The organism is Paenibacillus plantarum, assembly GCF_013141695.1.
Taxonomy (GTDB): Bacteria; Bacillota; Bacilli; order Paenibacillales; family NBRC-103111; genus Paenibacillus_E; species Paenibacillus_E plantarum.
In genome coordinates this window covers 20,442-46,512 of sequence record NZ_WHNY01000090.1, presented here as the reverse complement: position 1 = coordinate 46,512, position 26,071 = coordinate 20,442, and the positions used below count along the sequence as shown (strand labels likewise).

Here is a 26,071-nt window from a genome sequence, read left to right as displayed (position 1 = left end):
AAGAGAGAGGAGACAACAACGATGTGTGGCATTGTAGGATATATTGGAAAGCGAGATGTACAGCCAATACTGCTGAACGGATTAAGCAAGCTGGAGTACAGAGGGTATGATTCCGCTGGGATCGCGGTATTGGTGCAGGATCAGCTCAAGATTAGCAAGGCGGAAGGACGTCTGGCCAACTTGTCGGGTCAGCTGGATAAGGAGCCGTTGAAAGGATCGATGGGTATCGGGCATACGCGCTGGGCTACGCACGGCAGACCGTCGGATGTAAACTCCCACCCACATACGGATATGTCGGGTAAATTCACGGTCGTGCATAACGGCATCGTGGAAAACTACATGGAACTGAAGAAAGAGCTGGAGGATAACGGCGTCATCTTTGCTTCCGAGACCGACACTGAGGTGATTGCTCATTTGCTTGCCGAGCATTATGAAGGCGACATCTACACCGCCATGCTTGAGGTCATTCAGAAACTGCAAGGGGCTTATTCCCTTGGTGTCATGACGGAGTATGAGCCGGATAAGATTATCGCGGTCAGACAAGCAAGTCCGCTTGTTATTGGTGCGGGTCAGGGCGAATACTTCATGGCTTCGGACATCTCCGCTCTTATTCAGCATACCCGTGAGGTCTATATCTTGGAAGATGGCGATTTGGCCATCCTTACACAGGAGGGTGTCTCCATCACGAAAGTCGAGACAGGGGAGCCGGCGGCGTGTAAGCTGCTGCATATTGATTGGGACGCAGATCAGGTGGAGAAGGGGCCGTTTGAGCACTTCATGCTGAAGGAAATTCACGAACAGCCGTTAACGCTTCGCAATACGATGCTCGGGCGCATCAACGACCAGGACCAAGTCAATTTCCCGGAATTAGCGCACGCAGCAGGCGCGTTTCAACAGGTGGATAAAATCTTTATCGTAGCTTGCGGCACCGCCTATCATGCCGGACTTGTCGGCAGTACGGTCATTGAGAAGCTAACGCGAATCCCGGTGCAGTGCGATATCGCATCGGAATTCAGATATCGGGACCCGATCATCACGGACCGAACGCTCGTCATCGTCGTGAGCCAATCGGGGGAAACGGCGGATACGCTTGCTGCCCTGCAAGAGAGCAGAAGGCAAGGCGCCAAAGTATTGGCCATTACGAATGTGCCAACCAGTTCTGTGGCGCGAGATGCGGACTATGTTATCGCAACGAAGGCTGGCCCGGAAATTGCCGTGGCATCGACCAAAGCGTATACCGCTCAGCTGCTCGCCTTCTATTTGTTCAGCATTTACTTGGCTCAGGAAAGACAGACGCTGGCTACCGAGCTTCATACGAAGCTGATTCAAGGCTTGAAGGCACTTCCCGTTCAGGTGGAGAAGGTGCTGGAAAACGCCAATGAAGTGAAGCTGTATGCGGAATCGATCAAAGATGCGGAAAGCTTATTCTTTATCGGAAGAGGCTTGGACTACGCCGTTGCGTTGGAAGGCTCTCTCAAATTAAAGGAAATCTCTTATATCCACTCGGAGGCTTATGCAGCGGGAGAGCTCAAGCACGGCACATTGGCGCTGATCGAGAAGGATACGCCGGTGATTGCCCTGGCTACACATATGGACTTGTACGAGAAAACAGTTAGCAATATTAAAGAAGTTAAGGCCCGTGGCGCCCATGTCATGGGGATTACGGTGGAAGGCAATGTGGGGCTGCTGAATAGCGTCGATGAAATCTGCTTTATCCCGCCGTCCCACCATCTCCTGGCACCGATATTAGCGGTCGTACCGCTTCAGTTAATCTCCTATTATGCTTCCCTGGCTCTGGAGAATGATATTGATAAACCGCGCAACTTAGCCAAAAGCGTGACGGTTGAATAACTATCCAGAGGGGAGCTGAATTACACATGGAAGCATTCGCTATTTTGTTAGCTGCAGGGAAAGGCACACGGATGAAGTCGGAGCTGCCTAAAGTGCTTCATCCCGTTGGAGGCGTACCGATGATTGGCCGTTTGGTGGGCAAGCTGGAAGCGATGCCGATCACTCGCATTTTGGCCGTGATCGGGCATCGGGGAGAGCTGGTGAAGAAGTGCTTGGGGACGCGGGTTGCCTACGTCCAGCAGGAGAATCAGCTTGGAACGGCACACGCCGTTCATCAGACGGAGCCTCTGCTCCGTAACCGCAGCGGATCGACCTTGGTGCTTACGGGCGATACGCCTCTCATTAGGCAATCCACCATCGAAATGCTGTTGGCGGCCCAGCGGGCAAACACAAGTGCTGGTGTGGTGTTGACCGCGATCGTTCAGGATCCTACCGGCTATGGAAGAATTATCAGAGATCCTTTAAGCGGCGAAGTTGTCGATATTATTGAAGAGAAGGATGCAACGCCAGAGCAGAAAGAGATTAACGAAATTAATACGGGGATTTTCTGTTTCGATAATGAAAGCTTGTTTCAAGCGCTCCCTGGCATTACCAATGACAATGCGCAGCAGGAGTACTACTTGACCGATATCGTGAAGGTGATGCGACAGATCGGTATTTCCGGTGGCCAGAAAAAATTCGAGGCGATGATCCTCGACGATCCGACAGAGGTGATGGGGATTAACACCCCTGAACAATTGGAGGAGGCGAATCGAGCCTTTTATGAACACATGGGGATTTTTGCCTAACAAGTGATAGAGAGGAGAGCTGATATGGGAGCGATTTTCGGTACAGATGGTGTCAGAGGGGTTGCTAATCGCGAGTTAACGCCAGAGCTGGCTTTTGAATTAGGGCTTATTGTTGGCTATATGCTGTCGCGCAGCTGTGAGGGGCGTCGGCCCACAGTCGTCATCGGGCGGGATACCCGCATCTCCGGGCACATGCTAGAAGCAGCTCTGGCTGCCGGGTTGTTATCCGCTGGGGCGGATGCCGTAAGGCTTGGCGTTCTACCGACGCCGGGTGTGGCTTATGTCACACGGCAATCAGGCATGGATGCAGGCGTGATGATCTCTGCCTCTCATAATCCGGTGGAGGATAATGGGATTAAATTTTTTGGCTGCGACGGCTTCAAAATGCCGGATGCATGGGAAGCGGAAGTAGAGAGCCGCTTACAGGGTGACGAGCATCGCATTTCCCGCCCTACGGGAGCGGGTATTGGTACGCTGCGTGATGATCCGCAGGGCGCTCAGGACTATTTGAGCTATGTGAAGTCGACGGCTGCGGCACCACTGTCCCATTGCAAAATCGTGCTCGATTGCGCGAACGGGGCAGCTTCCTTGCTAGCTCCGCAGCTATTCGCCGAATTGGGTGCGGACACGATTCTATTGTCTCATCAGCCGGATGGTTTAAATATTAATAAGGACTGCGGCTCAACGCATCCGGAGCATCTCCGTAAGGCAGTGTTGGAACATGGGGCCCATGCGGGACTTTCGTTCGACGGTGATGCGGACCGGCTGATTGCGGTTGATGAACGGGGCGAGATTCTGGACGGGGATCACATCCTCTATATCCTTGCCGCTCGTCTGGCCAAGCAGGGACGGCTGAGTCATAACACCGTTGTTTCTACCGTCATGAGTAATCTTGGCTTTCATCAAGCGCTGCAAACCATCGGTCTCGATTCGTTAAAAAGCAAGGTCGGAGACCGGCATGTCATGGAAGCGATGCAGGCTGGCGGGTACAACTTAGGCGGTGAAGCTTCCGGCCATATCATTTTACTGGATCATTCGACGACAGGGGATGGCCTGCTATCGGCCGTTCAACTGCTGCAGGTGATGATTCAAGAAGGCAAGCCTTTGTCCGAGCTCGTGTCCCCAATGGTCAAATACCCTCAGTTGATGGTTAATGTACGAGTAATCCATAAATACAAGCTGGAAGGCAATCGTCGAATCGATGCCGTCATCCGTCAGGTGGAAAGTGAGATGGCCGGGCGCGGCCGTGTATTGGTGCGGCCTTCAGGCACGGAATCACTGGTGCGTGTGATGGCGGAAGGACCGGATGCAAGGGAGCTGTCCGGTTATGTGGACGGCATTGTAGAGGTGGTTAAGGAAGAGCTTGAATATAGTATGGTTTAATCTGTTAGTCCCTCTGAGAAAGACGATTGTATGCTTGATTCTTATTCAAATGTTAACAAGTATTCCTTTATTTTTTCCGGTGTACTCGATTAACACGGAGCTTGGGGTGGCGGTCAACGGGGAAAAGATCGTCTTTACGGATGCCCAGCCCTACATCGATGATCAGACGAGTAGTACGATGGTGCCGGTAAGGGAAATTGCCGAGAAGTTAGGTGCTAAAGTGGCATGGGATCGTTCTTTGAAACAAGTAACCTTTCGCAGTCAGCACGCAACAGCATTATTGACCATTGGTCAAAATATTGCATCGGTTGACGGCAAGCAGGTGGAATTAGACGCTCCGGCTGTCCTGAAAAATGACCGAACCATGGTTCCGCTGAGAGCGGTTAGTGAGAGCCTCGGAGCCGATGTCGATTGGGTGGGAGAACGGAATTTGGTACTAATCACTTCGGCAGGCAAAGCGCAAAGGTCCACTTGGATCTGGGACAGCAAGCTGATTGAGACGGATGGTGATAGCATCCTCGCGTTTGCTGCAAAGCAAAAACTGACTGCCATCTATCTGCGCTATGAAAGAACATACCCGGCTCAGGATGTTTACCGGAATTTCATCCGCAGAGCGAATGATCAGGGTATCAAGGTAGAGGCGCTGGCAGGCCAATCGGATTGGATCTATGACAATAACCATATCTTTATCCAGCAATGGATGGCAGCGGTCAAACAATATAACGCTTCAGTAGGTGCTCTCGAACGCTTCCAAGGTTTCCATTTTGATATTGAACCCTACACCTTGGGCATGTGGAAGACGAATCAGACTTGGGTGCTCGAACAGTGGATGGCTACGATCAGATTCATTGAATCTCAAGTGAAAAGCACGGATCGCAGTATGAAGCTGGCCTTCGATATTCCCTTTTGGATAAATACGATTACCGTTCCGGGATCTAGTTATTCCTTTAGCGCGTGGCTGTTGGAGAAGGCGGATAGTGTCGTCATTATGGCTTATCGGAATACGGCACTCGGCAGCAACGGCATCATTGCCAGAGCCAAATCCATCATTCTAGAAGCAGCTACATTGAAGAAACAGGCCGTTATTGCCGTGGATACGTTGCCCAGTAAGGAAGCCGATTATACGACCTTTTATAAGTCGAATTCTTCGTTAATGGAGTTGGAATTGAAACAGGTCAAGGAAACCCTCTCCCCTTATCCGAGCTATATCGGCATCGCTATCCATGATTACGTGAGGTGGATCGAACTATTGAACGCTAATCGTTAAGCGGATTTGATGAATAAGAAGGAGGAGGATGCAAAATGAAAAAAACAGGTTTGGTAATCTCTCTATTGGCTGGTGCGGCGATCGGTGTTTCTGGAATGGCTTTCGCTTCGGCAGGCGGCCATGAGACGGCCGGAGCGGCTGGCACTTTTCAGGAATCGTCTTTACCGGGTGGAGGCCTTGAGGTTCCTCATAATGATCGGATTCATCTTTCTACCGATAAGCAGTGGATCTCTTCGGAAGGCCACTTGTCGGATCTCATTCGGCTGCAGTGGACGAAAGACCGAGCGAAGCCGGCCATTGCTTGGCTGGATGAGAATGGAAAGGACAAGGCGGCTATCATCGCGCATGCCAAAGCGAATAACCCGGAGCAGCACGATCATAATCATATGTCGTTCGAAACAACAATGGCACCTGACGGCAAAAACCCGAATGAGCTGTTTACGCGTCTGGAAATTCCATTCGACCAGGATGTGGCTGAAATTCGGACGCATTCCTCTAATTTCAATGTGATGGATGGGATTTTAAGGGTTGCCGGAACTGGTGGGGTCAATCGTGATCTGACCTGGGCCAAAGCGGATGCTGGGAACGTGACGACGCCACGCTGGGCAATGCGTGCAGATAACTCCGAGGAAACCGGAGGAAATGCCGGCTCCAATCTGCAAATTATCCGTTATTCGGATGACGGTAAAGCACTGGACAATTCGTTATCGATTAACCGCAGCAGCGGCAATATCGGTATTGGAAACTCGGACGCCAAGACCAAGTTGGACGTCAGTGATGACAGCATCCGCATCCGAAAATCGATGACACCAGCCTCGTCTACTGCCCCCGGAGAAGTGGGAGAGATGGCGTGGGATGATGGATATGTCTATGTGTGTGTGGCACCTAATACGTGGAAAAGAACGGCACTATCTTCGTGGTAAAATAACTCCTTGAAGGAGTTGTCTGACTGCCGATTCGTGTTTAGATGTATAAACTACAGCTAATTAGCTCGAATCTGACGTATTTTCGTAATTAGATGGAAAAAGTACATGTAATTTGTTTGAAATTTGAAGCATCGAGCAAATCGAAGGAATTTAACTACAGGAAATACAGTTAACCTTTCGAATTCGAGAAATCGGCTTCGAATAGATGGAGAAAATCCAGTTATATTACGGGAAACAGGTTTATTATTCATCGCACATTAACGAAAAAAAAGAGGCCATTTCAAAAAGTCTAAACTGACTTTTGAAATGGCCTCTTTTTTCTGAGAGAAAAGCGATAAATGCCTTGTATGACGCGGGATTTAGCGGCAGCCAACACGCTTCCGAAGCGGCTTTTTGTCACTTTTTGTAAGCGATATCATGCAATTCCTACTGTGTAATATAAGCAACACGAGTTCGTATACCCCCTTAAAATGGAAAAAGTTGCAGAAATCTATGAGAGGATCATAGAAAGGTGTGAACCGCTTGTGACTTGGAAAGTGTTGGTTGCGGATGATGACCCGAATGTGAGAGAAATCATCCGATTGTATTTCCGTCAGCAGCTCATCGAAGTAATCGAAGCCCCTGACGGCGTCTCGGCCCTGACCATGTTAGCAGAAGTAAAGCCTGATATCGTGATACTAGATGTGATGATGCCCGGGCTCGACGGGTATGAAACGTGCCGGGAGATTACCAAGCGTTCTGATGTGCCCGTCATTATGCTGACGGCGAAGAACGATGAGTTTGATCGGGTGCTTGGCCTTGAGCTTGGCGCCGACGATTATATGACCAAGCCCTTCAGTCCGAGGGAGCTGGTGGCGCGCATTAAAGCCATTTTTCGCAGAATGCAGAAGGGACAGCCAGTTATTGAGGTGGAACCCGTCCAATATGAGTTTGATAATTTAGTCATCCATGTGACCCGCCGCGAGGTGCTCGCAGGGAATATGAAAATTGACATGCGCCCCAAGGAGTTTGAATTACTTGCATTTTTTGCGAAGTCTCCGGGCGATGTGTTTACGAGAGAACAGCTGCTGGAGCAGGTGTGGGGATATGATTTTCTAGGTGATATGAGAACAGTGGACGTTCATATCAAAAAACTTCGTGAAAGATTAAGCCCGTGTCATCATGTTTGCATTCATACGGTCTGGGGAGTGGGCTATAAATTTGAGGTAGCCGCATGTTCCTAAATGTAAATAAAAGCATTCTCCGCAAAATGTTGACCAGCTCCATCGTTACGGTTCTTCTTGGGTTATGTGCGGTGGGGCTCGTTATTTCGTTGTTTGCCAAGGATTATATCGTCGACTCCAAAAGCAATGAGATGATCCGGCAAGCCAAGCAGGTGAATCTCGCCATTCAAAATCAGACGGGACCGAGTGATCGATTTAAGGAGCAGTTGCGCTTTTTTGATGAAGCCTTTGATTCGCGTATTTGGATATTTGACTTGAATGGAAACATCGTTACTACATCTTCAAAAGATGAGGTGAACGTTGGCAAGGTCATCAGCACGGACGTGGTAAACCAAGTCTTGAATGGTGAACCAACCATATGGCATCAATCCGAAGGTTTTAAGGAAGGCGTACTTTCGGTTGCCGTCCCATGGGGCAAAGATAACGACGTATACGGTGGTATTGTGCTGCATTCGCCACTTAAAGGGATGAATGAGACGATCGCGCAGCTTAGAGAAACCATCCTTTGGGTGACCCTGCTCGGTATCTTCTTTTCATTTGGTGTATCCTTCTATTTATCCTGGTCCATTAGCCGACCTATCCAACAGATCGACAAGGCGGCAGCCAAGATTGCCATCGGAGACTATAGTGAGAGAATTCAAATCGATTCCAAGGATGAGATTGGTGATCTGGCAACGACCATTAATCACATGGTGGAGCAGCTTGCGCGCGTTGATCTGGAAAAGAGGCAGTTGAATCAGCTGCGGCATGACTTTTTGGCAAATGTATCCCATGAGCTGCGAACACCGCTTACCGCGATGCGGGGTTTTCTGGAGGCGCTTCAGGATGGTTTGATCGAAGAAGGCGCACGGGATAAATATTACGAGATTATGTATAACGAAACTCTACATATGAACCGGCTAGTCGATGATATTACTGATTTAATGAAGCTCGAAAATAAGGAAATCGATCTAGTGTGGTTGGCGGTCGATGTTCAGGCGATGATGTCCAAGCTGGCTTTTAAATTCCAACAGGAGGCAGAACTCCGCGGGACAGTTATTCACTGCTTGTTGGATGAAAATTCGCCACAGGCGCACGCCGATCCGGATCGACTGGAACAAATTTTAAACAATTTGATCAAAAATGCTGTTAAGTTCACCGAGAACGGATCGATCGAATTGAAGGCGATGGCGGTTCCATCGGAAGGGTGTGTCCTCATCACGGTAACCGATACGGGCATCGGGATAACACCAGAGGATCAAGGGCTCATCTGGGAGCGCTTCTTCAAAGTGGAGAGAGGCAGACCCGTGAAGCATAAAGGTTCATCCGGTTTGGGGCTCGCCATTGTGCGAGAGCTTGTCGAGCTTCACAATGGAAGCATTCGGGTGCGAAGCGAGCTGGGGATCGGAAGCACCTTTGAGGTTAGAATTCCGCTTTATGAGAGTCGTCCGTATGTGCAGCCGATGGTGAGTTTGGCTGGTGTTGGGTAGATTGTGTATATCGATAGAAAGACCGCAGAGAAGGGAGTTCCTTTTCTGAGGTCTTTCTTTTTTTTAATGCTCCGCAGTTTTTCTACCATGCAGTACGTTTATCCACCCTGAGAAATTATGGATAGCTGTGATATAATGGTAATAAAAGTTAAGAAGGGAGGGGCAAAATGACATTTGATAAAATAGATTTTTTAAAAAATGAATTAGATAAATTACGCCCTTTACCAGCGGCTGCTGTAAGAAATTTAGAACAAGTGTATCGGGTCGAATGGACATACAATTCTAATGCGATTGAAGGTAATACACTAACACTTTTAGAAACTAAATTGGTTCTTGAAGAAGGTTTAACAATTGGTGGTAAAAAGCTACGTGAACATTTTGAAGTTGTTAACCATTCAGAAGCAATTTATTACGTACAAGATGTAGTACATAGAAACATGGAATTGACTGAGCATGTCATAAAATCAATTCATCATCTAGTACTTAAAAACATTGACGATGAGAATGCAGGGCGATATCGGATGATCAACGTTTTGATAGCAGGCTCTGAACATACCCCTCCAAACTTCTCAGTGCTCTCGGAAAAAATGGAACAGTTGATACAATGGTATAATGAACACAAAGATAAATTGCACCCAGTTGAACTAGCCTCGGAATTTCATTTCCGTTTCGTTTACATTCATCCTTTTTCGGATGGTAATGGACGTACAGCACGGCTTTTGATGAATGTAGTCTTAATGAAATATGGATTTCCACCAGCTATTGTAAAAGCAGCAAACGATGCACGTATGAAGTATTATGAGACTTTAGAGTTAGCAAGTATGGGAAATGATTTAAAGCCATTCGTGCAATTAATTGCCGACTGTGTTGAAGTTAGTTTGCAAAAGTACATAGCTGCAGTAACGTGACTTGGCATGAACGGGATTCAAATTTGATAGTATCGGTAAGTAAAGCAAACCTTAGAAGCACTTGCTTCTAGGGTTTCTTTTTTCACTCTTACTTACGATATTCCAACCAAATCTCACCATACTTTGCCCCGTCCCAAGAATATTCTAAAGAAATTTAATTCATTACGAAAGAATATCTACCCCTCACATGGTTAAAATGAACAAAGGCTCGACTCCCCACATTCTTTTAAGCCCATTCCATCTAGGCGTGACAAAATGGACTTTAGTGTCATATAGTGACTAGTACGTTAAAGAAAGTGATGCATGCAGGATTAGAACGACAATATTCGACCTAAAAGTTAGAAATTTAGAGAAAATTACTTTCTTCCACTTTGCATGAAAGCCAGAATCTGATAGGATATAAAGAAAGGCGATAGATTTAGTAAGAATTAAAAGGAGGCACCTTTCCATGGAAAAACTGATGCTTGATTCTATAGATGAAATGACGCATCTAGATCAACTCGAGGCTGAAGCGATTTATATTATTCGAGAAGTAGCGGCGGAATGTGAAAATCCCGTGATGCTGTATTCGATCGGTAAGGATAGTTCCGTGATGCTGCATTTGGCGCTGAAAGCTTTTTATCCGGAGAAGCCGCCATTTTCTTTCATGCATATTGATACGACGTGGAAGTTCAAAGAAATGATTGAATTCCGCGATCGTAAAGCCAAAGAATTCGGAATTAACATGATTGTTCACTCCAATCAGGAAGGGATTGATCAAGGGATCAACCCATTCGATCATGGTTCCGCGTATACGGATATTATGAAAACCCAAGCCTTGAAAGAAGGATTGGACAAATACGGATTTACGGCTGCGTTCGGCGGCGGAAGACGTGACGAAGAGAAGTCGCGTGCGAAGGAGCGTATTTTCTCGTTCCGCAATAAGAATCATGCCTGGGATCCGAAAAACCAACGGCCGGAAATGTGGAAACTTTTTAACACAAGAATCAATAAGGGCGAAAGTATCCGTGTCTTCCCAATTTCCAACTGGACGGAAAAAGACATCTGGCAGTACATTCGCAGAGAAAATATTGATATCGTGCCACTTTATTTTGCGAAAGAAAGACCTGTACTTGAACGCGACGGACATCTCATTATGGTGGACGATGAACGCATGAAGCTTGAGCCTCATGAGAAAATTGAAATGAAGAAGATGCGGTTCCGCACACTAGGCTGCTATCCTCTTACAGGGGGAGCGGAGTCGGAGGCGGATACGATTGATAGCATTATTGAAGAAACGCTTGGTGCGGTCTCATCCGAACGGACAACACGGGTAATTGACCAAGAAGCGGCGGGAAGTATGGAAAGACGTAAACGGGAGGGTTATTTCTAAAATGAAAAGTCTGCTGAAATTTATTACTTGCGGAAGTGTAGACGACGGAAAATCCACCTTAATCGGACATATGCTGTATGAGGCTAAGCTTTTATTCGCCGACCAAGAAAGAGCGTTAGAGCTGGATAGCAAACTGGGCAGCCGCGGCGGCAAAATTGACTATTCCTTGCTTCTTGATGGGTTACTGGCGGAGCGCGAACAAGGGATTACGATTGATGTGGCTTATCGGTATTTTACGACGGACCACCGTTCTTTCATTGTTGCGGATACACCTGGACACGAAGAATATACGCGTAACATGGCTGTAGGAGCATCTTTTGCGGATTTGGCTATCATTCTTGTGGATGCTAAGAAAGGGGTAATCACCCAAACCAAGCGCCATACTCGGATTTGCGCACTTATGGGCATTAAACATCTTGTTTTAGCCGTGAATAAAATGGATTTAGTAGGTTTTGATCCAAAGATATTTAATGCGATTCAACAAGAATTCTTGCAATTGACCGCTGAATTTCACTTTGATAGCATTCAAGTTATTCCTGTTTCTGCCACAGAAGGGGATAACATTACGAAAAAATCGCCAAATAGCCCTTGGTACGAAGGCCTAGCCTTGTTGCCATATTTGGAAAATGTGGACGTTCACCAGAACGACAATACGAAGCAATTTATGATGCCGATTCAGCGTGTATGCCGTCCGGATCATACATTCCGCGGTTTCCAAGGCCAAATTGAGGCTGGACGTATCGCGGTTGGCGATGAGTTGACAACGTTGCCTAGTCATGAGAAGGCGAAAGTCAAACGGATCCTCGTGGGAGACCAAGATCGCGATTATGCCTACACAGGACAGCCCGTAACCATTCAATTGGATCGGGAAGTCGACGTTTCGCGGGGTTGTGTATTCACGAAGGATAGTCAGATTCAAGAAGCGGACAGTTTCTCAGCTACGATTCTTTGGATGGATGATTCTGTGCTGACGCCAGGCAAAAACTATCTGGTCAAAGTAGGAACGAAAGTCCTGCCAGGTACCGTAACGGCGATTAAGCATAAAATCGAAATTAATACGGGAAAAACGGTTCCAACGGATCATATTGTCAAAAATGAATTGGCAACATGTGAATTTTCGTTATCCGACAGTATTGTTATTGATTCTTTTGAACAAAACAAAAGTATTGGCGGCTTCATTTTGATTGATCGTGTCACGAATATGACATCTGCTTGCGGAGTGATTGAGCAAGTCCTTCAAAGCTCCGACCTTTCTGTACAGCTAGATACGGAAATCACCAGAGATGTTCGTGCGCAGCAAAAAGGTCAGAATCCATTGACCCTTTGGTTCACAGGTTCCCTTTCAGATCAATCGGCTCTTGCGAAGGAAGTCGAAAAACGTTTGGTATCGACAGGCCACCATACGATGTTACTGGGGAATGGCCAAGGAAAATCGCTGCAGTCATTAGCAGAGGTTGCCAAATTGATGAACGATGCTGGACTTATTGCATTGGTATCGAGTGACTCCTTAAATGGTAACGATCAAGAAGCTGCGCGTGAGATCATTGGTAAAGAGTATTTCGAAGTTTATGTGGCGGGCAGTTCGAGCACAACTAACATACCTGGGAATCCGGAAATTGTAGTCGATCTAAGTAAGTCTACAACCGAAGAAGCTGCAAATGTTGTCGTGAAACGCATTATTAAATATTTAATTAATGAGAGTAGTGTTGGACAATTTCTGAATTTTTAATGAATTAAACAAACAAAAGCACACTTGATACCCAAGTGTGCTTTTGTTTGCATTCTGTCTGTATTTCGGAGATCATATAAGAAACATGCATACAAACAACCTACGGAGGCCGATACATGCAAAAGTGGCTCAAAACAACGCTTATTTCACTTCTTTCCCTTGTCCTAATAGTTGCAGTGGCTTTTCTAATTTATGCATTCAATTATTATCATGCCGTTGATGTTTCCAAGGAAGCCCTGGTAAATGAAAAGACGATCACAACGGATGGAAAGCTTACAATTCTTTCGCCGTCTACACCAAGCGAGACAGGTTTCATTTTCTATCCCGGCGGGAAGGTTGAGCATATTGCTTATTTACCTATGCTGGAGAAATTACGTCAAAACGGCATCACCTGCGTGCTTGTTGAGATGCCTTTTAACCTTGCAGTTTTGAATAGTAATGCTGCTGATAACGTGTTTGGAAAAATTCCCGAAATCAAAAACTGGTATATCGGTGGACATTCACTAGGCGGAGCAATGGCAAGCAATTACGCTTCCAAGCATCAAGATCAGATCAAGGGGCTCATATTACTTGGTTCCTATATTTATGGTGACATTCCGCCGAGTAATGCGCTAACTGTGTATGGCTCGCTTGATGGTGTATTAGACAAATCGAAGATAACTTATAAAGAGAATGTGTTCGTCATCGAAGGTGGCAACCATGCCCAATTTGGGAATTACGGCCCTCAAAAAGGTGATGGAACTGCGACGATTTCAAGTGAACAACAGCAGAAAGAAACCGTTGATCACATCATTGATTTTATTAAAAGAAAAGATAAATCCTAATGAAAATTGAACTCGATAACACAACTATAGACGTCAACGTCCAATATGCCATCCGTAAGAAGCTCTACATCCACATCGATGACACGGGCTTCATCACGGTCAAAGCTCCCAACGGCACCAGTCAGGAGCAAATCATTCATGCGGTGCAACAACACAGCAAGTCGATCCTAGACAAGCTAAACGCGATCACCAAAGCGAGGCAGCCCATCCCCAAAGTCAGAGAATACGAAGACGAAGGCAAGTTCCTTCATCTCGGGAAATATTATTTCCTTCACGAGTTAATTGAAACGAATGGCCTCACGCAGGACGAGTTGAAAATCAACCTGAAGAAGTTCTATTTCGCGAGCTGCAAGAAGGTTGTAGCGGAACGAATCAAAGCCTATCAAACCCAGCTGAAAGTCAAACCCAAGACGATCGAGATCGATGAGTCGAGAACGAAGTGGGGGAGCTGCAGCTCGGACAAAAAGCTAACCTTTAATTATCGCCTAGCCATGGCGCCAGTGGAGGTCATTGACTATGTCATCGTTCACGAGTTATGCCATCTCCTGCATATGAATCATGATCGCTCTTTCTGGCGACGTGTAGGCAGCATAATGCCAGAGTATAAAGAGAAGGAAGCCTTCCTAGCTCGGTACGGACAGGCGATGACGCTGTAACATAAGACAACAAAAAGGAGCAAGGTTCGATGAACCTTACTCCTTTTTCAGTCCGTACACTCCATGATCTCTACAAATCATTCTCATGCAAATAAGCAATGGTCTCCGACCGTCCAGAGACATTCAGCTTCTTATAAATAGCACTCAAATAATTCTTCACAGTCCCCGTGGTCAGAAACATGTCAGAGGCGATAGCTTGATTCGACTTCCCTTGTTTCAAATTCCTCAGAATGTTCCGTTCCTGAACAGATAGACCAGACAGCTTGTTATCTTGTGGTTGTGTTTCAAGCGGTTGTAAGTTTACTTCCAATGCCTTTTCTTCCTGTGCCTCTGAGGAACGTAGTGCTTGGACAAGGCGCGGCTGAATACTTAGCGGGTATGTAATGCCACCATCTAAGCAGACCTGAATGGTTGAGAGAATTTTTTTCGTCTCGACGCCTTTCACCAAATAACCGCTGGCACCGTGACGTATCGCTTCCCATATGTAGGCTTCATCCTCAAATGAGGTCAAAATAAGTACCTTAATCTCCGGGAATTCGGCTTTGATTCGTTTGGTAGCCTCTAAGCCATCAAGCTTGGGCATATGGATGTCCATCATAACGAGCTGAGGCCGATGCAACTGTACTTGTTCTATGGTGGCTAGCCCATCCCCCGTTGTAGCTACGACTTTATATCCTTCTTCCATACCTAGAATAGCTGCTAATCCATCGCGGATGAGGGGTTGGTCGTCTGCGATAAGAATGGTTGTTTGAGACAATTCGATCACTCCTTCCGATCATTTTCGACTGAAGGGTATGGCTATATCCAGCGTTACTCCGCCAGATGCACCATGATTACGTATTGAAAACGTTCCTCCAACATCTTCCACGCGGTCTTTCATCGCATTTAGTCCGTAGCCATACACAATTTCGGGTGGTGGATGACCATTATCGGATAAAACGAATCGAAGGACTTCCTCATGATACGTCAATGAGAAGTGGAAATAGGTACTTAAGCCATGGCGAATGCCATTCGTCAAACCTTCTTGTAGTGCACGGTAAATCGTGAGCTCGATAATGGGTGTCAGATCAGGCGTCGTGGTATCTATTGTGTAGGCAATGTCCACGTTAGTTTGCTTTTTCGTATCATCGATCAACCTGGTCAGCTCGGGTATGAAAGAATGATCCGGGAAGTTTTCGCGCAAAACATGGACAGAGCTCCGCACGTCATCGAGCCCTCTGAGAATACTTTCTCTCGTTCTATCGATCATCTCTTGGGCAAGGGGATAACGTTGTTTCTCTAACGCATGTGCGGCAGTTTGTAACCCGGTTAACGCAGATGTCAGCGTGTGTCCAACCGAATCATGAATATCGCGGGAAATTCGCGTCCGTTCTTGTAATTTGGCCTTCTGCTCCAGCGCAATAGAGGCAATTCGCAGATGTTCATTGTCGATAGCCAATTGGTTTTTCTGTTGAAACGCAATCCTAGCAAGCAAGCTCATCCCGTAGATCGCAAAGAAATCAATCACTCTAGGAATAAGTAAATAGATGTCCTCAAAAGGCGGAAACTTACGATAGATCATAACACCTAGAAGAATACAAACATAATTGACGATCGTAAAGATAATGGCGTGCTTTCTACCGTGATGGAAGGTGAATTCGCCAATGAGAATTAAGAGGTAAATTTGGGAGAAATAACTTTCGGACCATACACAGATAACAAGCCCCAAAGCGAGTTGAGCGTATAAAAACTGGAAACCACGCCTACTATGCAGAGCAATCTTTAGGATGTAATCCCGCATAAGGACAGCAGTCACATAGCTGCATGCTAGCAGCATAAGTCCCACCGAAAATTTACTCGTATGAAACAATAGTGAGAGTGTTGCGCCCATCACGATGATATTCAAGGTGAGCGTCATGTTTTTATTTAAATGTACATCCATATCTTTACCCTCAAACAAAGCATTATTTTCTACTTATTTTACCATAAACATGACTTAAGTCATACATAGAACGCATAAAGTGTCGAAAATGTTGCACTTCTAGTGAACTTCTTCATCTTGGATAGGTCTTTGGTAGCATCTATAATGTAGATAGAGGAATTATGGAATTTCAAGGAGGCATGTCCAGATGTTGATGATTTTATGGAATTTACTAGGTGGCATTCTTCTGATCTTAAGCTTATATTTTCCACTGAAACAATTATTGGAACGTAACCCTGAGTAGGAGGGAGTACGACTTGAAAGAAGACTTGCTTAATAAGAACAATGGGGACATGCATGCCTCAAGTAGCACGGATTACGAGCGTATGAATGAGTTTCTAATTCAGGAAACAGGTAACTCGATGGATGTATTTTCGAATAGGTATCAAATTACGAAGCGAGAGTCGGAAATTTTCCTGATGGTCGCTATCTATGGTTTTTCTAATCATGAAATTGCCGAACGTTGTAGAATCAGCGAAAAAACGGTCAAAATTCATCTTGCTAATATAATGAACAAAGCAGGCATCAAATCAATGCGGAAATTACTTTCGCTGTTATTTAATCATGTGCTTTATTTTCAGGATGCTAATACGTTAGCGGAGAAAAAGTAGCTCATGCGAAATCGTATTTTGATATAATAGGGGATGAGGATCTTTAGAAGAAAGGAAAGAGATCAACATGTCCAAGATTTCATTGCCAGAGCTTAAGAAACAATTGAAAACGTATAAACCTGAAGAGCTAGTATCAATTATTGTAGATTGCTACAAGTCTAGTGGGGATGTCAAAAAATATATTCACATGATGCTAGATCCAGAAAGTACGGAAAATCAATTGTTCGAAGAAGCAAAAAAGAAAGTTTTGATCCAGTTTTACCCTGACCGCGGTGATGCCAAATTGAAATTTGCAGATGCTAGAAAGGCAATTTCAGAATTCAATAAGCTCACCAATAATCAAGTTAGAACGATCGAGTTAATGATTTACTATGTCGAGTTAGGTGTACAAATGACTAATGAATATGGGGATATGTACGAATCCTTTTATAATAGCATGGTGTCCATGTATCAATCGGCTGTTCAAAAAATCGCTGAAGATGCTAGCGGTGGGCGATATCATTTGTTCCGTGAGAAATTAATGACTATTATTGCTAGAGCAGGGAATGTAGGTTGGGGATTTGAAGAGGGATTGGCTGACGTATATTACAGATACGTCGGCGGATTTGATGAAGAGGAAGATTGAGTTTTATAAAGAACATGCCATAACCAAGCCGTCCACAATCACGCGATGTGATAGGACGGTTTTTTCATGTTAACGTAACTAAACACCCACCCCATGCGTCTATTACTATGTTGCTAGGAATACTCATTCTAGTAATCGCAGATATAGAGGGAGAGGGAAGACGAGGTTTATGATGAAAAAGACAATCTTATTCGGCACGCTGTTTGTTCTACTGTTTGCAAATACCGCTTTTGCCTACGATGTACAACTCCAGCCCTTCAAAGATGAGGAACAAGACTATGCCAAGGATTCGATTTACACCTTATCCGCATTAGGCATTATTAACGGCTACGAAGACCAAACTTATCGTCCTAATGATGACTTGTCTAGAGAGGCTTTCATTAAGTTGCTCGTTATGGCAGGTAAAATAGAGAATAAAACGGCACCGGGGAGTACTCCCGTAGATGTAGCGAAGGATCGCTGGTCGGCATCTTATATTGCTGCTGTCTATGAACGGAAATGGCTTGATAGTTTACTAGATCAGGAGGGCTTGCTTCATCCCGCGCAGACGATTACGAGAGAAGAAGTTGCGATGCTCGTAGGGAAATCGTTGCTGGAGTCTGAGAGTGAAACGGTTCGTCAACAATGGCTGACCACAGATTGGAAGAAAGAGCAGGTAGTTAGACGTTTTAAGGATAGTTCAATTATGAATGAGGCAATGAAACCTTATGTGTATTACGCAGCGCATCGCGGGATTATGGAGGGAGATCAGACAGGATTTAACCCGAAAGAGTCTTTGATTCGTAAGCAGGCAGCAGCCGTAATCTATCGTTTGATTGATAAGCGGATCGCCGAGCAAAAAATCGATTTCACAGGGTATTATGCCCTCACATCCTACCCTGCGATTAAGCAAATGAGTAAGCTTTCTCATGTGATTCTTGGTTGGTCGAACTTGGCATATACCGGTGCTGGAACGGCTTCATTGAACATTAAGACTTCGGAATATCGGGTTCCAATTGGTTATGAAGAAGTCATTGCCACTGCGGATGCTGCCCACATTACAAAGGAACTGATGGTTTTCTATGATGGTGCTAATTTAAAAGACTTCCTTCAAGATGAGTCTGCCAAAAAGTCCTTTATCGCATCATTGCTCAGTACGTTAAAAGATCCAGCCTACTCGTTCACGGGGGTAAGTATTGATTTTGAAGGATTGAAAGAAGCGGGAAGTGCACATGACTATACCCAATTTCTGCAGGAGTTGAAAAGTCAGTTAGGTTCGCTTACATTGTCGGTAGCCGTTCCGCCGATTTATTATTACAAGGGTTATGATTTAAAAGAAATCGGGAAACTTGCCGATACGGTGATTCTGATGGCTTATGACTTCACACATAATGAAAGTGTATTGCCGTCAGCACCACTGCCATTAGTGAACGATACGGTGCTAACTGCGCTGCAAGCGATACCGAAGGAGAAGCTTGTCCTTGGTATTTCCAAACAGGCCAATCAGTGGATCACGCAAGCTGGCATAACCGGACCTGCCCTTAAACCGGCCATTGCGGATGTTGAGAAAAGGCTAGCGATGCCCGGAGTGAATACCACGTGGGACATGCCGTATTTCTTGAAGAAAGCTACGTTCGCGGACGATCGGGGCAGCCATGTATTGTACTACGAAGATTCTCAAAGCATAGCCAAGAAGATTTGGCTCGCCAAATTCTATGATCTGAATGCTGTTTCCTTATGGTATATGGGTAACTATACGGCATTGGATTGGGAGCGAATTGGAGAGCAAGCGGTGAAGCAATAGTTAGTATAAAGGAGCTGGGTTCATGAACCCAGCTTTTTTTGGATATTAAGCTGTGATACGATTATGTAGTCATGCATTTCTTTCAGAAAAGAGAGACCAACAAGATGAATCCAATAGTCAGGTCAAAAGTTGAAACCAAGCTTCAGTCCTTCATCGGGATCGACGCCTATATCCATAGCGAAGCGACTTCGTTTGTTTTCGTTCGTAATTTTAAGATCAAGGTTACCCATGCTTTTATAGCAGGGGAAGGACCATTTCGTACAGCACTCCGATTCGATGGGCATGGCTGGCTGCGCATGGAGGCGCTCACACATTATGAAATTGATGAGAACGGCTGTCTTTTACTGGCCGGATATGATGATCGAGGTCGGATGAACGTTGCGCTGCATATTGGAAAGGAGCCGTTTCCAGAATGAATACGACCAGTAAAGGCACGGTGAAAAAGCTGCTCGCCGTATTTGCACATCCTGACGACGAGTCATTTATTTGTGGAGGTACCCTTGCGAAATATGCCAGTGAAGGTGTCGACATTACGTTGGTGAGTGCCACGCGGGGTGATATGGGACGCCGAATGGGCAATCCACCTTATCTTAATCGGGAAACGATGGCGGCTGCTCGTGAGATTGAATTGCGAGATGCCTGCAAATGCTTGGGCATCCAGCAGCTCCTATTTTTCGATATCCGCGACAAGACAGTTGAGTTTATCGATGAGGAAAGCCTGACTTCAAGAGTTGAGGCTCTAATCCGTGATGTGAATCCCGATGTCGTGCTCACGTTTCACGAAACGTTAGGCGGACACCCCGATCATTGCGCTATTGGGAAGGCTGCGACGGCTGCATGTCAACGAACAGGACATCTGGACTCGTTATATTTCATAACGTTCGGTAATGCGATGGAGCGCCCGGAACGGTTTGGGTATTCCCATAAGGATGTCATGAAAATTGATGTAGAAGCTCATTTGAAAGCTAAACTGGCAGCGTTCCGGGCTCACCGATGCCAGACGGAAATCGATGAGTGGGTATGGCTGCCAGACCATGAGGCGTTAGCGAAATTCGGCCGATATGAATATTTTTTGAAAGCGGACAGGGAGTCTTCGGCTAAGAAACTCGATGATTTGTTCTAGTATTTTTTCAGTTCCCTCGTATCACATGGACTTCTCGACTAGGGCAGCACTGGCTAAGTTAGAAAGCACTGTACTATCCATTGGTGGATTATGCAGGCCTGCGCGAACATCCCGATAGTATCTCTCCAAAGGCTGCTTGCGGGACAAGCTGGAGGCACCGACAATTCGCATTGCGAGGTCTACGACTTTGATGGCATTGTTGGTAGCGACATACTTGGCCAAGCCTAGTTCTGGTTTTAATGCTGGTCGGTTGACCTTCTCTTGATCCCAGCGATCCGCCGTTGCATAAAGGAGTGCACGTGCGGTTCGCAATTCAATTTCCATCTCGCCAATCGCCTGCTGAACAGAGGGAAGGAAAGAAATCGGCTCGCTCATATGATTCGGCCGATAGCTGCGAGCAAACGCCAAAGCATAATCACGTGCCGCCATGGCAATACCCAAGTAACAAGCCGGAATATGCAAAAGCCATCCACCCCCGTCATCCACCCCTTTTCCAGTAAGCCGCATAGACTTATCCACAAAGACCCCATCCAACACGACATCATGACTGCCTGTCGCTCGCATCCCAAGTGTATCCCACGTTTCCACGATCGTAACCTGATCGGTTCGATGAACGAGGAATTCCCCCGTACCGTCTTCATCCGGAATAAAAGCCGAAACCACAAACCGATCGAGGATCGGTGAAAGGGTGCTAAACGTTTTCCTCCCTGTAATCAACCATCCGCCCGGTGTAGGAACCGCTGTTGTCTCCGGTTTTCCACCTCGACTGGGACTGCCAGATGCAGCTTCGCTTGCAAACGTATTAATCATCGTCCCATCGCTCACGACGGAACGACACAAATCCGCAAAAATAGCCTCTGGCCATTTTCGAGTTGTTGCAAGATGTAAGACCTGACCTATGTGCCAGCCTACGGCTAAGGCGGTCGAACCATCCCCATAAGCCAGCCGTTCTTGCAGCATAACGAGCTCATAAAGCGAGATGCCATCCCCACCGAATTCTTGCGGGACAGTTAGCTTTAAGTACCCAGCCTCTCGCAAATCCGCGAAATTTTCAAACGGAAAAGATACCTCTTGGTCATGCAACGCGGCTCTTTCCGCAAAACGGGAGGCCAGCTCTTCTGCTTTTCTAGCCCAAGCGCGCTCTTCCTCATTCCGAATATATTGATCAATCATTTTGTTCATACCATTCACACTCCTATCTTTATTGATTATATCACGTGAAAATAGAATTAAAGCGGTAGCAGCGTTCGTGGCGTCCCCCGATCTTACGGATACTTGGAGGCAAAGCCCCCGATTTTTATATAATAATGTATTTCGAAATGAATGAATGCTTGTCCGACATGACATCCTAACAATATATGTAAAAGCGGAGAGGGGCTGGGCAGTGGAGGAATACATTTTTCTTATATTGCTATTGGGCCTCTACATTGTCTTATACAGACGCGATTGGCAATGGATGGAACGAAAGTCGTTCTTATGGGGCTCTGTACTTGCTTCTCCTTCGCTTTATTTAATCATCTTGTTCTTGTACCATCCGGCATGGCCGAGCCCCGGCGAATGTTTAGAGTGGCTGTACGGATCCCCTTCGGATGCCATAGTTGCATTTTTTGCATCCATCAGCGGCTCTTAAAGAACGGAGAAATAATATGAACAACCGCCTATCCATCCTGACGTCAGGACAGATGGCGAGCCTGTTAATCGCAGTAACAATGGGTTCTGCCATTATTTATATTCCCACGCCACTTGTAGGATTTTCAGGAAATTCCGCGTGGATCTCACTCATCGGTGCATTTGGTTTTGGTACCCTCGTGCTGGCTTGTACGCTGTATCTACATCACTGTCATGGTGGTATAGGATTAATTGATTATTGCGGTAACCTTATTGGAAGAATCCCCACCATCGTCGTTATGCTGCCGGTTGTCCTGATGCTCCTTTTTGCAACTTCTGCGATAGTAACCGGTATTGGGGATTTTTTCGCGAGCAGTATGATGCCGAAAACACCTTCTTATATCTTCTGTTCAATAAGCTTGATCGTGTCTGCTTTAACGGCGAGAGCAGGAATTGTCATCGCAGCGCGAGTGTTCGTGCTGCTTGTTCCTGTTATGTTTATATTTACACTAGCTGTCCTAATTATTGCATTTCCGATTTATGACTGGGGAAGGCTTCTACCCTTACCAGATAAGGGGATTGGAGATCTCCTTCATGGCTTTTATGTGGCTGCTGGTTTCCCTTTTGGTGAAGTATGTCTGTTTCCATTATTTCTGTCTTACGCTGCAAAAGATCAGACGAACATACTCTATCGCAGATTGTTCATCGCCTTCTCGATTACAGGCGTAACGATGATTGTCGCCACCATATGCACGATCGTAGCTTTTGGCCCAGCTTCAGGACACCTCAGCTATTCCCTCTACCAACTGGCGAGTAACATTCAAGTGAGTGGAAGCAATGTGCGGATCGAGGCGATTGTAGGTATCGCAATTATTGTGGGTTCCTACATGAAAGCGACGCTATATTTATTTGCTCTAAATAAATTAATGGTCCGCTTAACCAATGTGAGTAACACTACTGCCTATGTATACCCCGCGTCGTTGTTATGTACGATGCTGTCGCTGACGTTGTTTTCGGGGCCGGCGGATTTTCAATACCAAGTCTATACAGTCTGGCCATTCACGGTTATTGCCGTAGGGTGCACATTAATTTTTTTCCTGACCGTGCTGACTTGGGTTAAAGGCAAATTCTTTAATCGTCAGAAGGAGAACGAGACATGACTATCTCATGCGATCATGAGTCAATGCTCCAAACGGACCTTCAGTTCAACAGAGACAGTTTAGAACGGGCGTTCTTAAATTGCCAAGACGTCGTGTTCGAATTGCGCAAATACGGCAGTAAGCTTACTTACTCGGTGTTGGTGGGGTACTGCGGTTCGCTGATAACAGATGATAGTGACAGTTATTTAATCAAAATGCTCAGTGACCTCGCGACTGTACAATCAGCAGACCCCTCTACCATAGATCCTGAAGACATTGCGTTCTTTTTCGGTCAGTTGGGGGCGACATCCTTAGGATTATCCATCGTTTCCGAAGTGAAAACAGCTGTGGATCTAGTCCTGCAGGGGTATGTCGTTATGCTTTTTGACGGTTGGAATTGTGCGGTTGCTTATAAAGCAGCCACGTTTGATAAACGCCAGGTGAATGAACCGGTAAGTGAGCCGGTGGTTCAAGGACCCCGGGAAGGAACAGTCGAGTCGATAGGGATCAACCTGGGGATGATTCGCCAGCGAATTCAGTCGTCACAGCTAAAGATTGAATTTGTAACAGCTGGAGATAAGACTAAGACAACCATCGCTTTTTGCTATTTAGAGGGAGTTATTCTTCCTGAAATTTTAGAAGAATTTCGCAGTCGAATAGACGGGATTGAGCAATATGATGTTTCGGAGACGTCCTTTATTCAGGACTGGATAGAGGACTCCGCCTATACGCCTTTTCCGCAATATCGCAATACGGAACGGACGGATGTAATCGCAGCTGCGTTAATGGATGGGAAAATTGCCGTACTGGTAGACAATTCGCCGATGGTGATGATCGCTCCGGCTTTTTTGGTCGATTTTATAAGTACAAGCGAAGATTACTATGTTCGTACGATCTTTGCCTCGATGATACGATTGTTGCGACTCATAGCCTTCTTCATAGCACTTACGCTTCCGAGCATTTATATCGCTTTGTCTACGTTCCATCCCGAATTAATACCTTCCGTTTTGTTACTCGCGATTTTGGATACGCGGGAAGGAATACCGTTTCCAGCTTTCGTCGAAGCCTTGATTATGGAGGTGTCGTTCGAATTGCTGCGAGAAGCGGGAATTCGGCTTCCAAGGCCGGTCGGCTCCGCTGTCAGTATTGTGGGCGCTCTGGTAATTGGGCAAGCTGCGATTACTGCCAAAATTACCTCACCCATCATGGTCATCGTCGTCGCTTTGACGGGTATTGCTTCGTTTGCAATTCCGCATTACGACATTGCGATAGCTATTCGTATTCTCCGTTTTCCATATATGGTAGCCGCATCGCTCCTCGGTGGTTTTGGTCTGATGATCATGTTCCTGCTCACGCTACTGCATTTGACTTGTCTTCACACACTGGGACAGCCTTATTTATCTTCGATCGCGCCTTTCAAAGCGAGGGATTTGAGGGATATTGTGGTGCGTGCTCCGCTTCGAAAATTTTTGGAATCCCCCCGGAATCGTCGTTCGCTTGACTCAGCACCACCTCGAAGAAAGAAGTGAGAATAGGGATGACGAAGCGATGTGTGCGTTTAGAGATACTTTTATTTATTTATGGATTTGTCGTAATACTACTGGGAGGATGCTGGGATAAGAACGAGCTGACACAATGGGGATTTGTTCAGGCTGTGGCAATTGATCAGACAGATAAAGGGGGATACCGCGTCACGACGCAAATTTATCGTCCTGGATCATCAGAATCGAGAAATAATAAGGCGACAAAGGGCATCTCTTACCTTACCATCTCGAGCGAAGATTCGACCATTTCGAAAGCCGCGGCGCATATTTCGGGGAAGCTGGGGAGGAAGCTGCAGTGGAGCCATATGCGGGCGCTCCTCATCAGTGAGAAGATGGCTGAGAATCGAAATATGGGTGATATTCTGGACTTCTTCTCGCGTTCTCAAGGTCCGAGAGGTGCTGTCGCGGTTATGACGACGGAGGGAGAGGCGGGCCGATTTCTGCTTGTTGATCCATTAATTGAGAATACAATCGGCCAACAAATGAAGACGGTAGAAGGGATGTCCAATGCACTTACAGGCATGGCCTCAAAAGTGTCTCTGCTTGATCTGGGTATCCTCGCGCAATCGCCTCGTTCAGTGACGTTACTGCCACATCTTCGACTGCTTCGCCAAGAACATTCGCTCTTTATGATCGATGGCATGAACTTATTGCGTTTTCCGTCCGGTAAAATCGATCAAGGCTTTATTCCTGCCGAAATCGCGGATAGTATTCTGATGATTCGTGATGAATTTAAAGAGGGGCTAGCTACAATACCTTGCGAGAGTAAAAATGGAGAGTTGCACGGGCCAAGTGGTGGCGATTCCTATTGGATTTACAAGGAGCAGACAACGCTTCATGTATCTTCTGTCGAAGAAAGGCCATTTATTGAGATTCATCTTGAAGTCGACGGTAAGGTTGGGGAAATGAGCTGCTCCAGTATCCTAACCAAAGATGAGCATCGTCTTTTCATCACTCGAATTGAGCAGACAATTAAAAAAGACACGATGGAAGCCGTTCAAAAAGTGCAGAAAATGAAAGCTGATGTCTTGCTGGTGGGGCAGCAGCTCGAGCGGAGATCTCCTCGACTATGGAAGAGGTGGTCGGAGGGCTGGGATGAACGGTTCTCTCAGGCGAAAGTTTCTGTCACGGTGAGAGCAAGGTTGACAGATACAGGGATGAATGAAGGCAGTCCGATCGGAGCGCCCCCTGAACAATAAAGGAGCTATTCAGAGCTCTGTCATCACCAAACAGTTCCTGCTTACATTATCCGCTATAGCGTTCAAATGACTGCTGTGTAGTC

Annotated in this window: 23 protein-coding genes; 20 read left to right on the top strand and 3 right to left on the bottom strand. The window is 46.2% G+C overall.

Annotated features, from left to right (window positions below):
* Positions 1-21: 21 nt before the first annotated feature.
* From glmS to GC096_RS35375, 12 genes are all read left to right on the top strand, one after another.
* A complete protein-coding gene (glmS, locus tag GC096_RS35430; RefSeq protein WP_171637468.1) occupies positions 22-1,851 on the top strand; it encodes a glutamine--fructose-6-phosphate transaminase (isomerizing) in 1,830 nt (609 codons plus the stop codon).
* Between the two features lie 26 nt (positions 1,852-1,877).
* On the top strand, positions 1,878-2,639 hold the full coding sequence (locus GC096_RS35425; RefSeq protein ID WP_171637466.1) for a sugar phosphate nucleotidyltransferase: 762 nt from the start codon (positions 1,878-1,880) through the stop codon (positions 2,637-2,639).
* 24 nt (positions 2,640-2,663) lie between these two features.
* On the top strand, positions 2,664-4,022 hold the full coding sequence (glmM, locus tag GC096_RS35420) for a phosphoglucosamine mutase (protein WP_171637463.1): 1,359 nt from the start codon (positions 2,664-2,666) through the stop codon (positions 4,020-4,022).
* On the top strand, positions 4,003-5,289 hold the full coding sequence (locus GC096_RS35415) for a copper amine oxidase N-terminal domain-containing protein (protein ID WP_171637461.1): 1,287 nt from the start codon (positions 4,003-4,005) through the stop codon (positions 5,287-5,289). The genes glmM and GC096_RS35415 overlap by 20 nt, the downstream gene beginning before the upstream one ends.
* Positions 5,290-5,324: 35 nt before the next feature.
* Complete coding sequence (locus tag GC096_RS35410) at positions 5,325-6,212, top strand: hypothetical protein (RefSeq protein ID WP_171637458.1); 888 nt, start codon at positions 5,325-5,327, stop codon at positions 6,210-6,212.
* A 473-nt stretch (positions 6,213-6,685) separates the two neighbouring features.
* The gene (locus GC096_RS35405; RefSeq protein WP_171637456.1) at positions 6,686-7,438 is read left to right on the top strand and encodes a response regulator transcription factor; all 753 of its coding nucleotides are present in this window, start codon (positions 6,686-6,688) and stop codon (positions 7,436-7,438) included.
* Positions 7,429-8,907 carry a sensor histidine kinase gene (locus GC096_RS35400; protein ID WP_171637454.1) on the top strand — a complete coding sequence of 493 codons (1,479 nt, stop codon included), beginning with the start codon at positions 7,429-7,431 and terminating at the stop codon, positions 8,905-8,907. Before GC096_RS35405 ends, GC096_RS35400 begins: the two co-directional genes overlap by 10 nt.
* A 167-nt stretch (positions 8,908-9,074) precedes the next feature.
* Positions 9,075-9,815: a Fic family protein gene (locus GC096_RS35395; RefSeq protein ID WP_171637452.1), complete on the top strand. Its 741-nt coding sequence runs from the start codon at positions 9,075-9,077 to the stop codon at positions 9,813-9,815.
* A 448-nt stretch (positions 9,816-10,263) separates the two neighbouring features.
* A complete protein-coding gene (gene cysD / locus GC096_RS35390; protein ID WP_171637450.1) occupies positions 10,264-11,187 on the top strand; it encodes a sulfate adenylyltransferase subunit CysD in 924 nt (307 codons plus the stop codon).
* A gap of 1 nt (position 11,188) precedes the next feature.
* Positions 11,189-12,916, top strand: coding sequence for a GTP-binding protein (locus GC096_RS35385; protein ID WP_171637448.1), 1,728 nt, complete (start codon positions 11,189-11,191; stop codon positions 12,914-12,916).
* A 116-nt stretch (positions 12,917-13,032) separates the two neighbouring features.
* On the top strand, positions 13,033-13,740 hold the full coding sequence (locus tag GC096_RS35380; RefSeq protein WP_171637446.1) for an alpha/beta fold hydrolase: 708 nt from the start codon (positions 13,033-13,035) through the stop codon (positions 13,738-13,740).
* Positions 13,740-14,396, top strand: coding sequence for a M48 family metallopeptidase (locus GC096_RS35375; RefSeq protein ID WP_171637444.1), 657 nt, complete (start codon positions 13,740-13,742; stop codon positions 14,394-14,396). Before GC096_RS35380 ends, GC096_RS35375 begins: the two co-directional genes overlap by 1 nt.
* A gap of 70 nt (positions 14,397-14,466) precedes the next feature.
* Here GC096_RS35375 and GC096_RS35370 read toward each other — a convergent pair whose 3' ends face one another.
* Together GC096_RS35370 and GC096_RS35365 are read right to left on the bottom strand one after the other, a co-directional pair.
* Entirely contained in the window at positions 14,467-15,153 is a 687-nt protein-coding gene (locus GC096_RS35370; protein ID WP_171637442.1) for a response regulator transcription factor, read from the bottom strand.
* A gap of 18 nt (positions 15,154-15,171) precedes the next feature.
* Positions 15,172-16,317 carry a sensor histidine kinase gene (locus GC096_RS35365; RefSeq protein ID WP_171637440.1) on the bottom strand — a complete coding sequence of 382 codons (1,146 nt, stop codon included), beginning with the start codon at positions 16,315-16,317 and terminating at the stop codon, positions 15,172-15,174.
* 296 nt (positions 16,318-16,613) lie between these two features.
* Here GC096_RS35365 and GC096_RS35360 point away from each other — a divergent pair, with 296 nt between their 5' ends.
* The 5 genes from GC096_RS35360 (at position 16,614) to GC096_RS35340 (ending at position 20,498) form a co-directional block, all read left to right on the top strand.
* Complete coding sequence (locus tag GC096_RS35360; RefSeq protein ID WP_171637438.1) at positions 16,614-16,967, top strand: helix-turn-helix transcriptional regulator; 354 nt, start codon at positions 16,614-16,616, stop codon at positions 16,965-16,967.
* A gap of 67 nt (positions 16,968-17,034) precedes the next feature.
* Positions 17,035-17,592, top strand: a complete 558-nt coding sequence (locus GC096_RS35355) for a DUF6155 family protein (protein ID WP_171637436.1) — start codon at positions 17,035-17,037, stop codon at positions 17,590-17,592.
* 169 nt (positions 17,593-17,761) lie between these two features.
* Entirely contained in the window at positions 17,762-19,375 is a 1,614-nt protein-coding gene (locus tag GC096_RS35350; RefSeq protein ID WP_171637434.1) for a glycosyl hydrolase family 18 protein, read from the top strand.
* A 104-nt stretch (positions 19,376-19,479) separates the two neighbouring features.
* Complete coding sequence (locus tag GC096_RS35345) at positions 19,480-19,791, top strand: DUF1806 family protein (RefSeq protein WP_171637431.1); 312 nt, start codon at positions 19,480-19,482, stop codon at positions 19,789-19,791.
* Entirely contained in the window at positions 19,788-20,498 is a 711-nt protein-coding gene (locus GC096_RS35340; RefSeq protein ID WP_171637429.1) for a PIG-L family deacetylase, read from the top strand. Before GC096_RS35345 ends, GC096_RS35340 begins: the two co-directional genes overlap by 4 nt.
* Before the next feature lie 21 nt (positions 20,499-20,519).
* On the opposite strand, the gene GC096_RS35335 is transcribed toward GC096_RS35340, so the two are convergent.
* Positions 20,520-21,680: an acyl-CoA dehydrogenase family protein gene (locus tag GC096_RS35335; protein ID WP_171637427.1), complete on the bottom strand. Its 1,161-nt coding sequence runs from the start codon at positions 21,678-21,680 to the stop codon at positions 20,520-20,522.
* 464 nt (positions 21,681-22,144) lie between these two features.
* Here GC096_RS35335 and GC096_RS35330 point away from each other — a divergent pair, with 464 nt between their 5' ends.
* From GC096_RS35330 to GC096_RS35320, 3 genes are read left to right on the top strand one after another with little or no spacing between them, the layout of a single operon-like run.
* Positions 22,145-23,266 (top strand): GerAB/ArcD/ProY family transporter, encoded by a 1,122-nt coding sequence (locus GC096_RS35330; protein WP_171637425.1) that lies wholly within the window; start codon positions 22,145-22,147, stop codon positions 23,264-23,266.
* Complete coding sequence (locus tag GC096_RS35325) at positions 23,263-24,774, top strand: spore germination protein (protein WP_171637423.1); 1,512 nt, start codon at positions 23,263-23,265, stop codon at positions 24,772-24,774. The genes GC096_RS35330 and GC096_RS35325 overlap by 4 nt, the downstream gene beginning before the upstream one ends.
* 8 nt (positions 24,775-24,782) lie before the next feature.
* Positions 24,783-25,988, top strand: a complete 1,206-nt coding sequence (locus GC096_RS35320; RefSeq protein ID WP_171637421.1) for a Ger(x)C family spore germination protein — start codon at positions 24,783-24,785, stop codon at positions 25,986-25,988.
* The last annotated feature ends 83 nt before the right edge of the window (positions 25,989-26,071 follow it).

Coding starts and splice junctions, on each gene's coding strand:
- glmS (WP_171637468.1), top strand. CDS start 22: ATGTGTGGCATTGTAGGATATATTGGAAAGCGAGATGTACAGCCAATA.
- GC096_RS35425 (WP_171637466.1), top strand. CDS start 1,878: ATGGAAGCATTCGCTATTTTGTTAGCTGCAGGGAAAGGCACACGGATG.
- glmM (WP_171637463.1), top strand. CDS start 2,664: ATGGGAGCGATTTTCGGTACAGATGGTGTCAGAGGGGTTGCTAATCGC.
- GC096_RS35410 (WP_171637458.1), top strand. CDS start 5,325: ATGAAAAAAACAGGTTTGGTAATCTCTCTATTGGCTGGTGCGGCGATC.
- GC096_RS35405 (WP_171637456.1), top strand. CDS start 6,686: ATGGAAAAAGTTGCAGAAATCTATGAGAGGATCATAGAAAGGTGTGAA.
- GC096_RS35400 (WP_171637454.1), top strand. CDS start 7,429: ATGTTCCTAAATGTAAATAAAAGCATTCTCCGCAAAATGTTGACCAGC.
- GC096_RS35395 (WP_171637452.1), top strand. CDS start 9,075: ATGACATTTGATAAAATAGATTTTTTAAAAAATGAATTAGATAAATTA.
- cysD (WP_171637450.1), top strand. CDS start 10,264: ATGGAAAAACTGATGCTTGATTCTATAGATGAAATGACGCATCTAGAT.
- GC096_RS35385 (WP_171637448.1), top strand. CDS start 11,189: ATGAAAAGTCTGCTGAAATTTATTACTTGCGGAAGTGTAGACGACGGA.
- GC096_RS35380 (WP_171637446.1), top strand. CDS start 13,033: ATGCAAAAGTGGCTCAAAACAACGCTTATTTCACTTCTTTCCCTTGTC.
- GC096_RS35375 (WP_171637444.1), top strand. CDS start 13,740: ATGAAAATTGAACTCGATAACACAACTATAGACGTCAACGTCCAATAT.
- GC096_RS35365 (WP_171637440.1), bottom strand. CDS start 16,317: ATGGATGTACATTTAAATAAAAACATGACGCTCACCTTGAATATCATC.
- GC096_RS35355 (WP_171637436.1), top strand. CDS start 17,035: ATGTCCAAGATTTCATTGCCAGAGCTTAAGAAACAATTGAAAACGTAT.
- GC096_RS35350 (WP_171637434.1), top strand. CDS start 17,762: ATGATGAAAAAGACAATCTTATTCGGCACGCTGTTTGTTCTACTGTTT.
- GC096_RS35345 (WP_171637431.1), top strand. CDS start 19,480: ATGAATCCAATAGTCAGGTCAAAAGTTGAAACCAAGCTTCAGTCCTTC.
- GC096_RS35340 (WP_171637429.1), top strand. CDS start 19,788: ATGAATACGACCAGTAAAGGCACGGTGAAAAAGCTGCTCGCCGTATTT.
- GC096_RS35335 (WP_171637427.1), bottom strand. CDS start 21,680: ATGAACAAAATGATTGATCAATATATTCGGAATGAGGAAGAGCGCGCT.
- GC096_RS35330 (WP_171637425.1), top strand. CDS start 22,145: ATGAACAACCGCCTATCCATCCTGACGTCAGGACAGATGGCGAGCCTG.
- GC096_RS35325 (WP_171637423.1), top strand. CDS start 23,263: ATGACTATCTCATGCGATCATGAGTCAATGCTCCAAACGGACCTTCAG.
- GC096_RS35320 (WP_171637421.1), top strand. CDS start 24,783: ATGACGAAGCGATGTGTGCGTTTAGAGATACTTTTATTTATTTATGGA.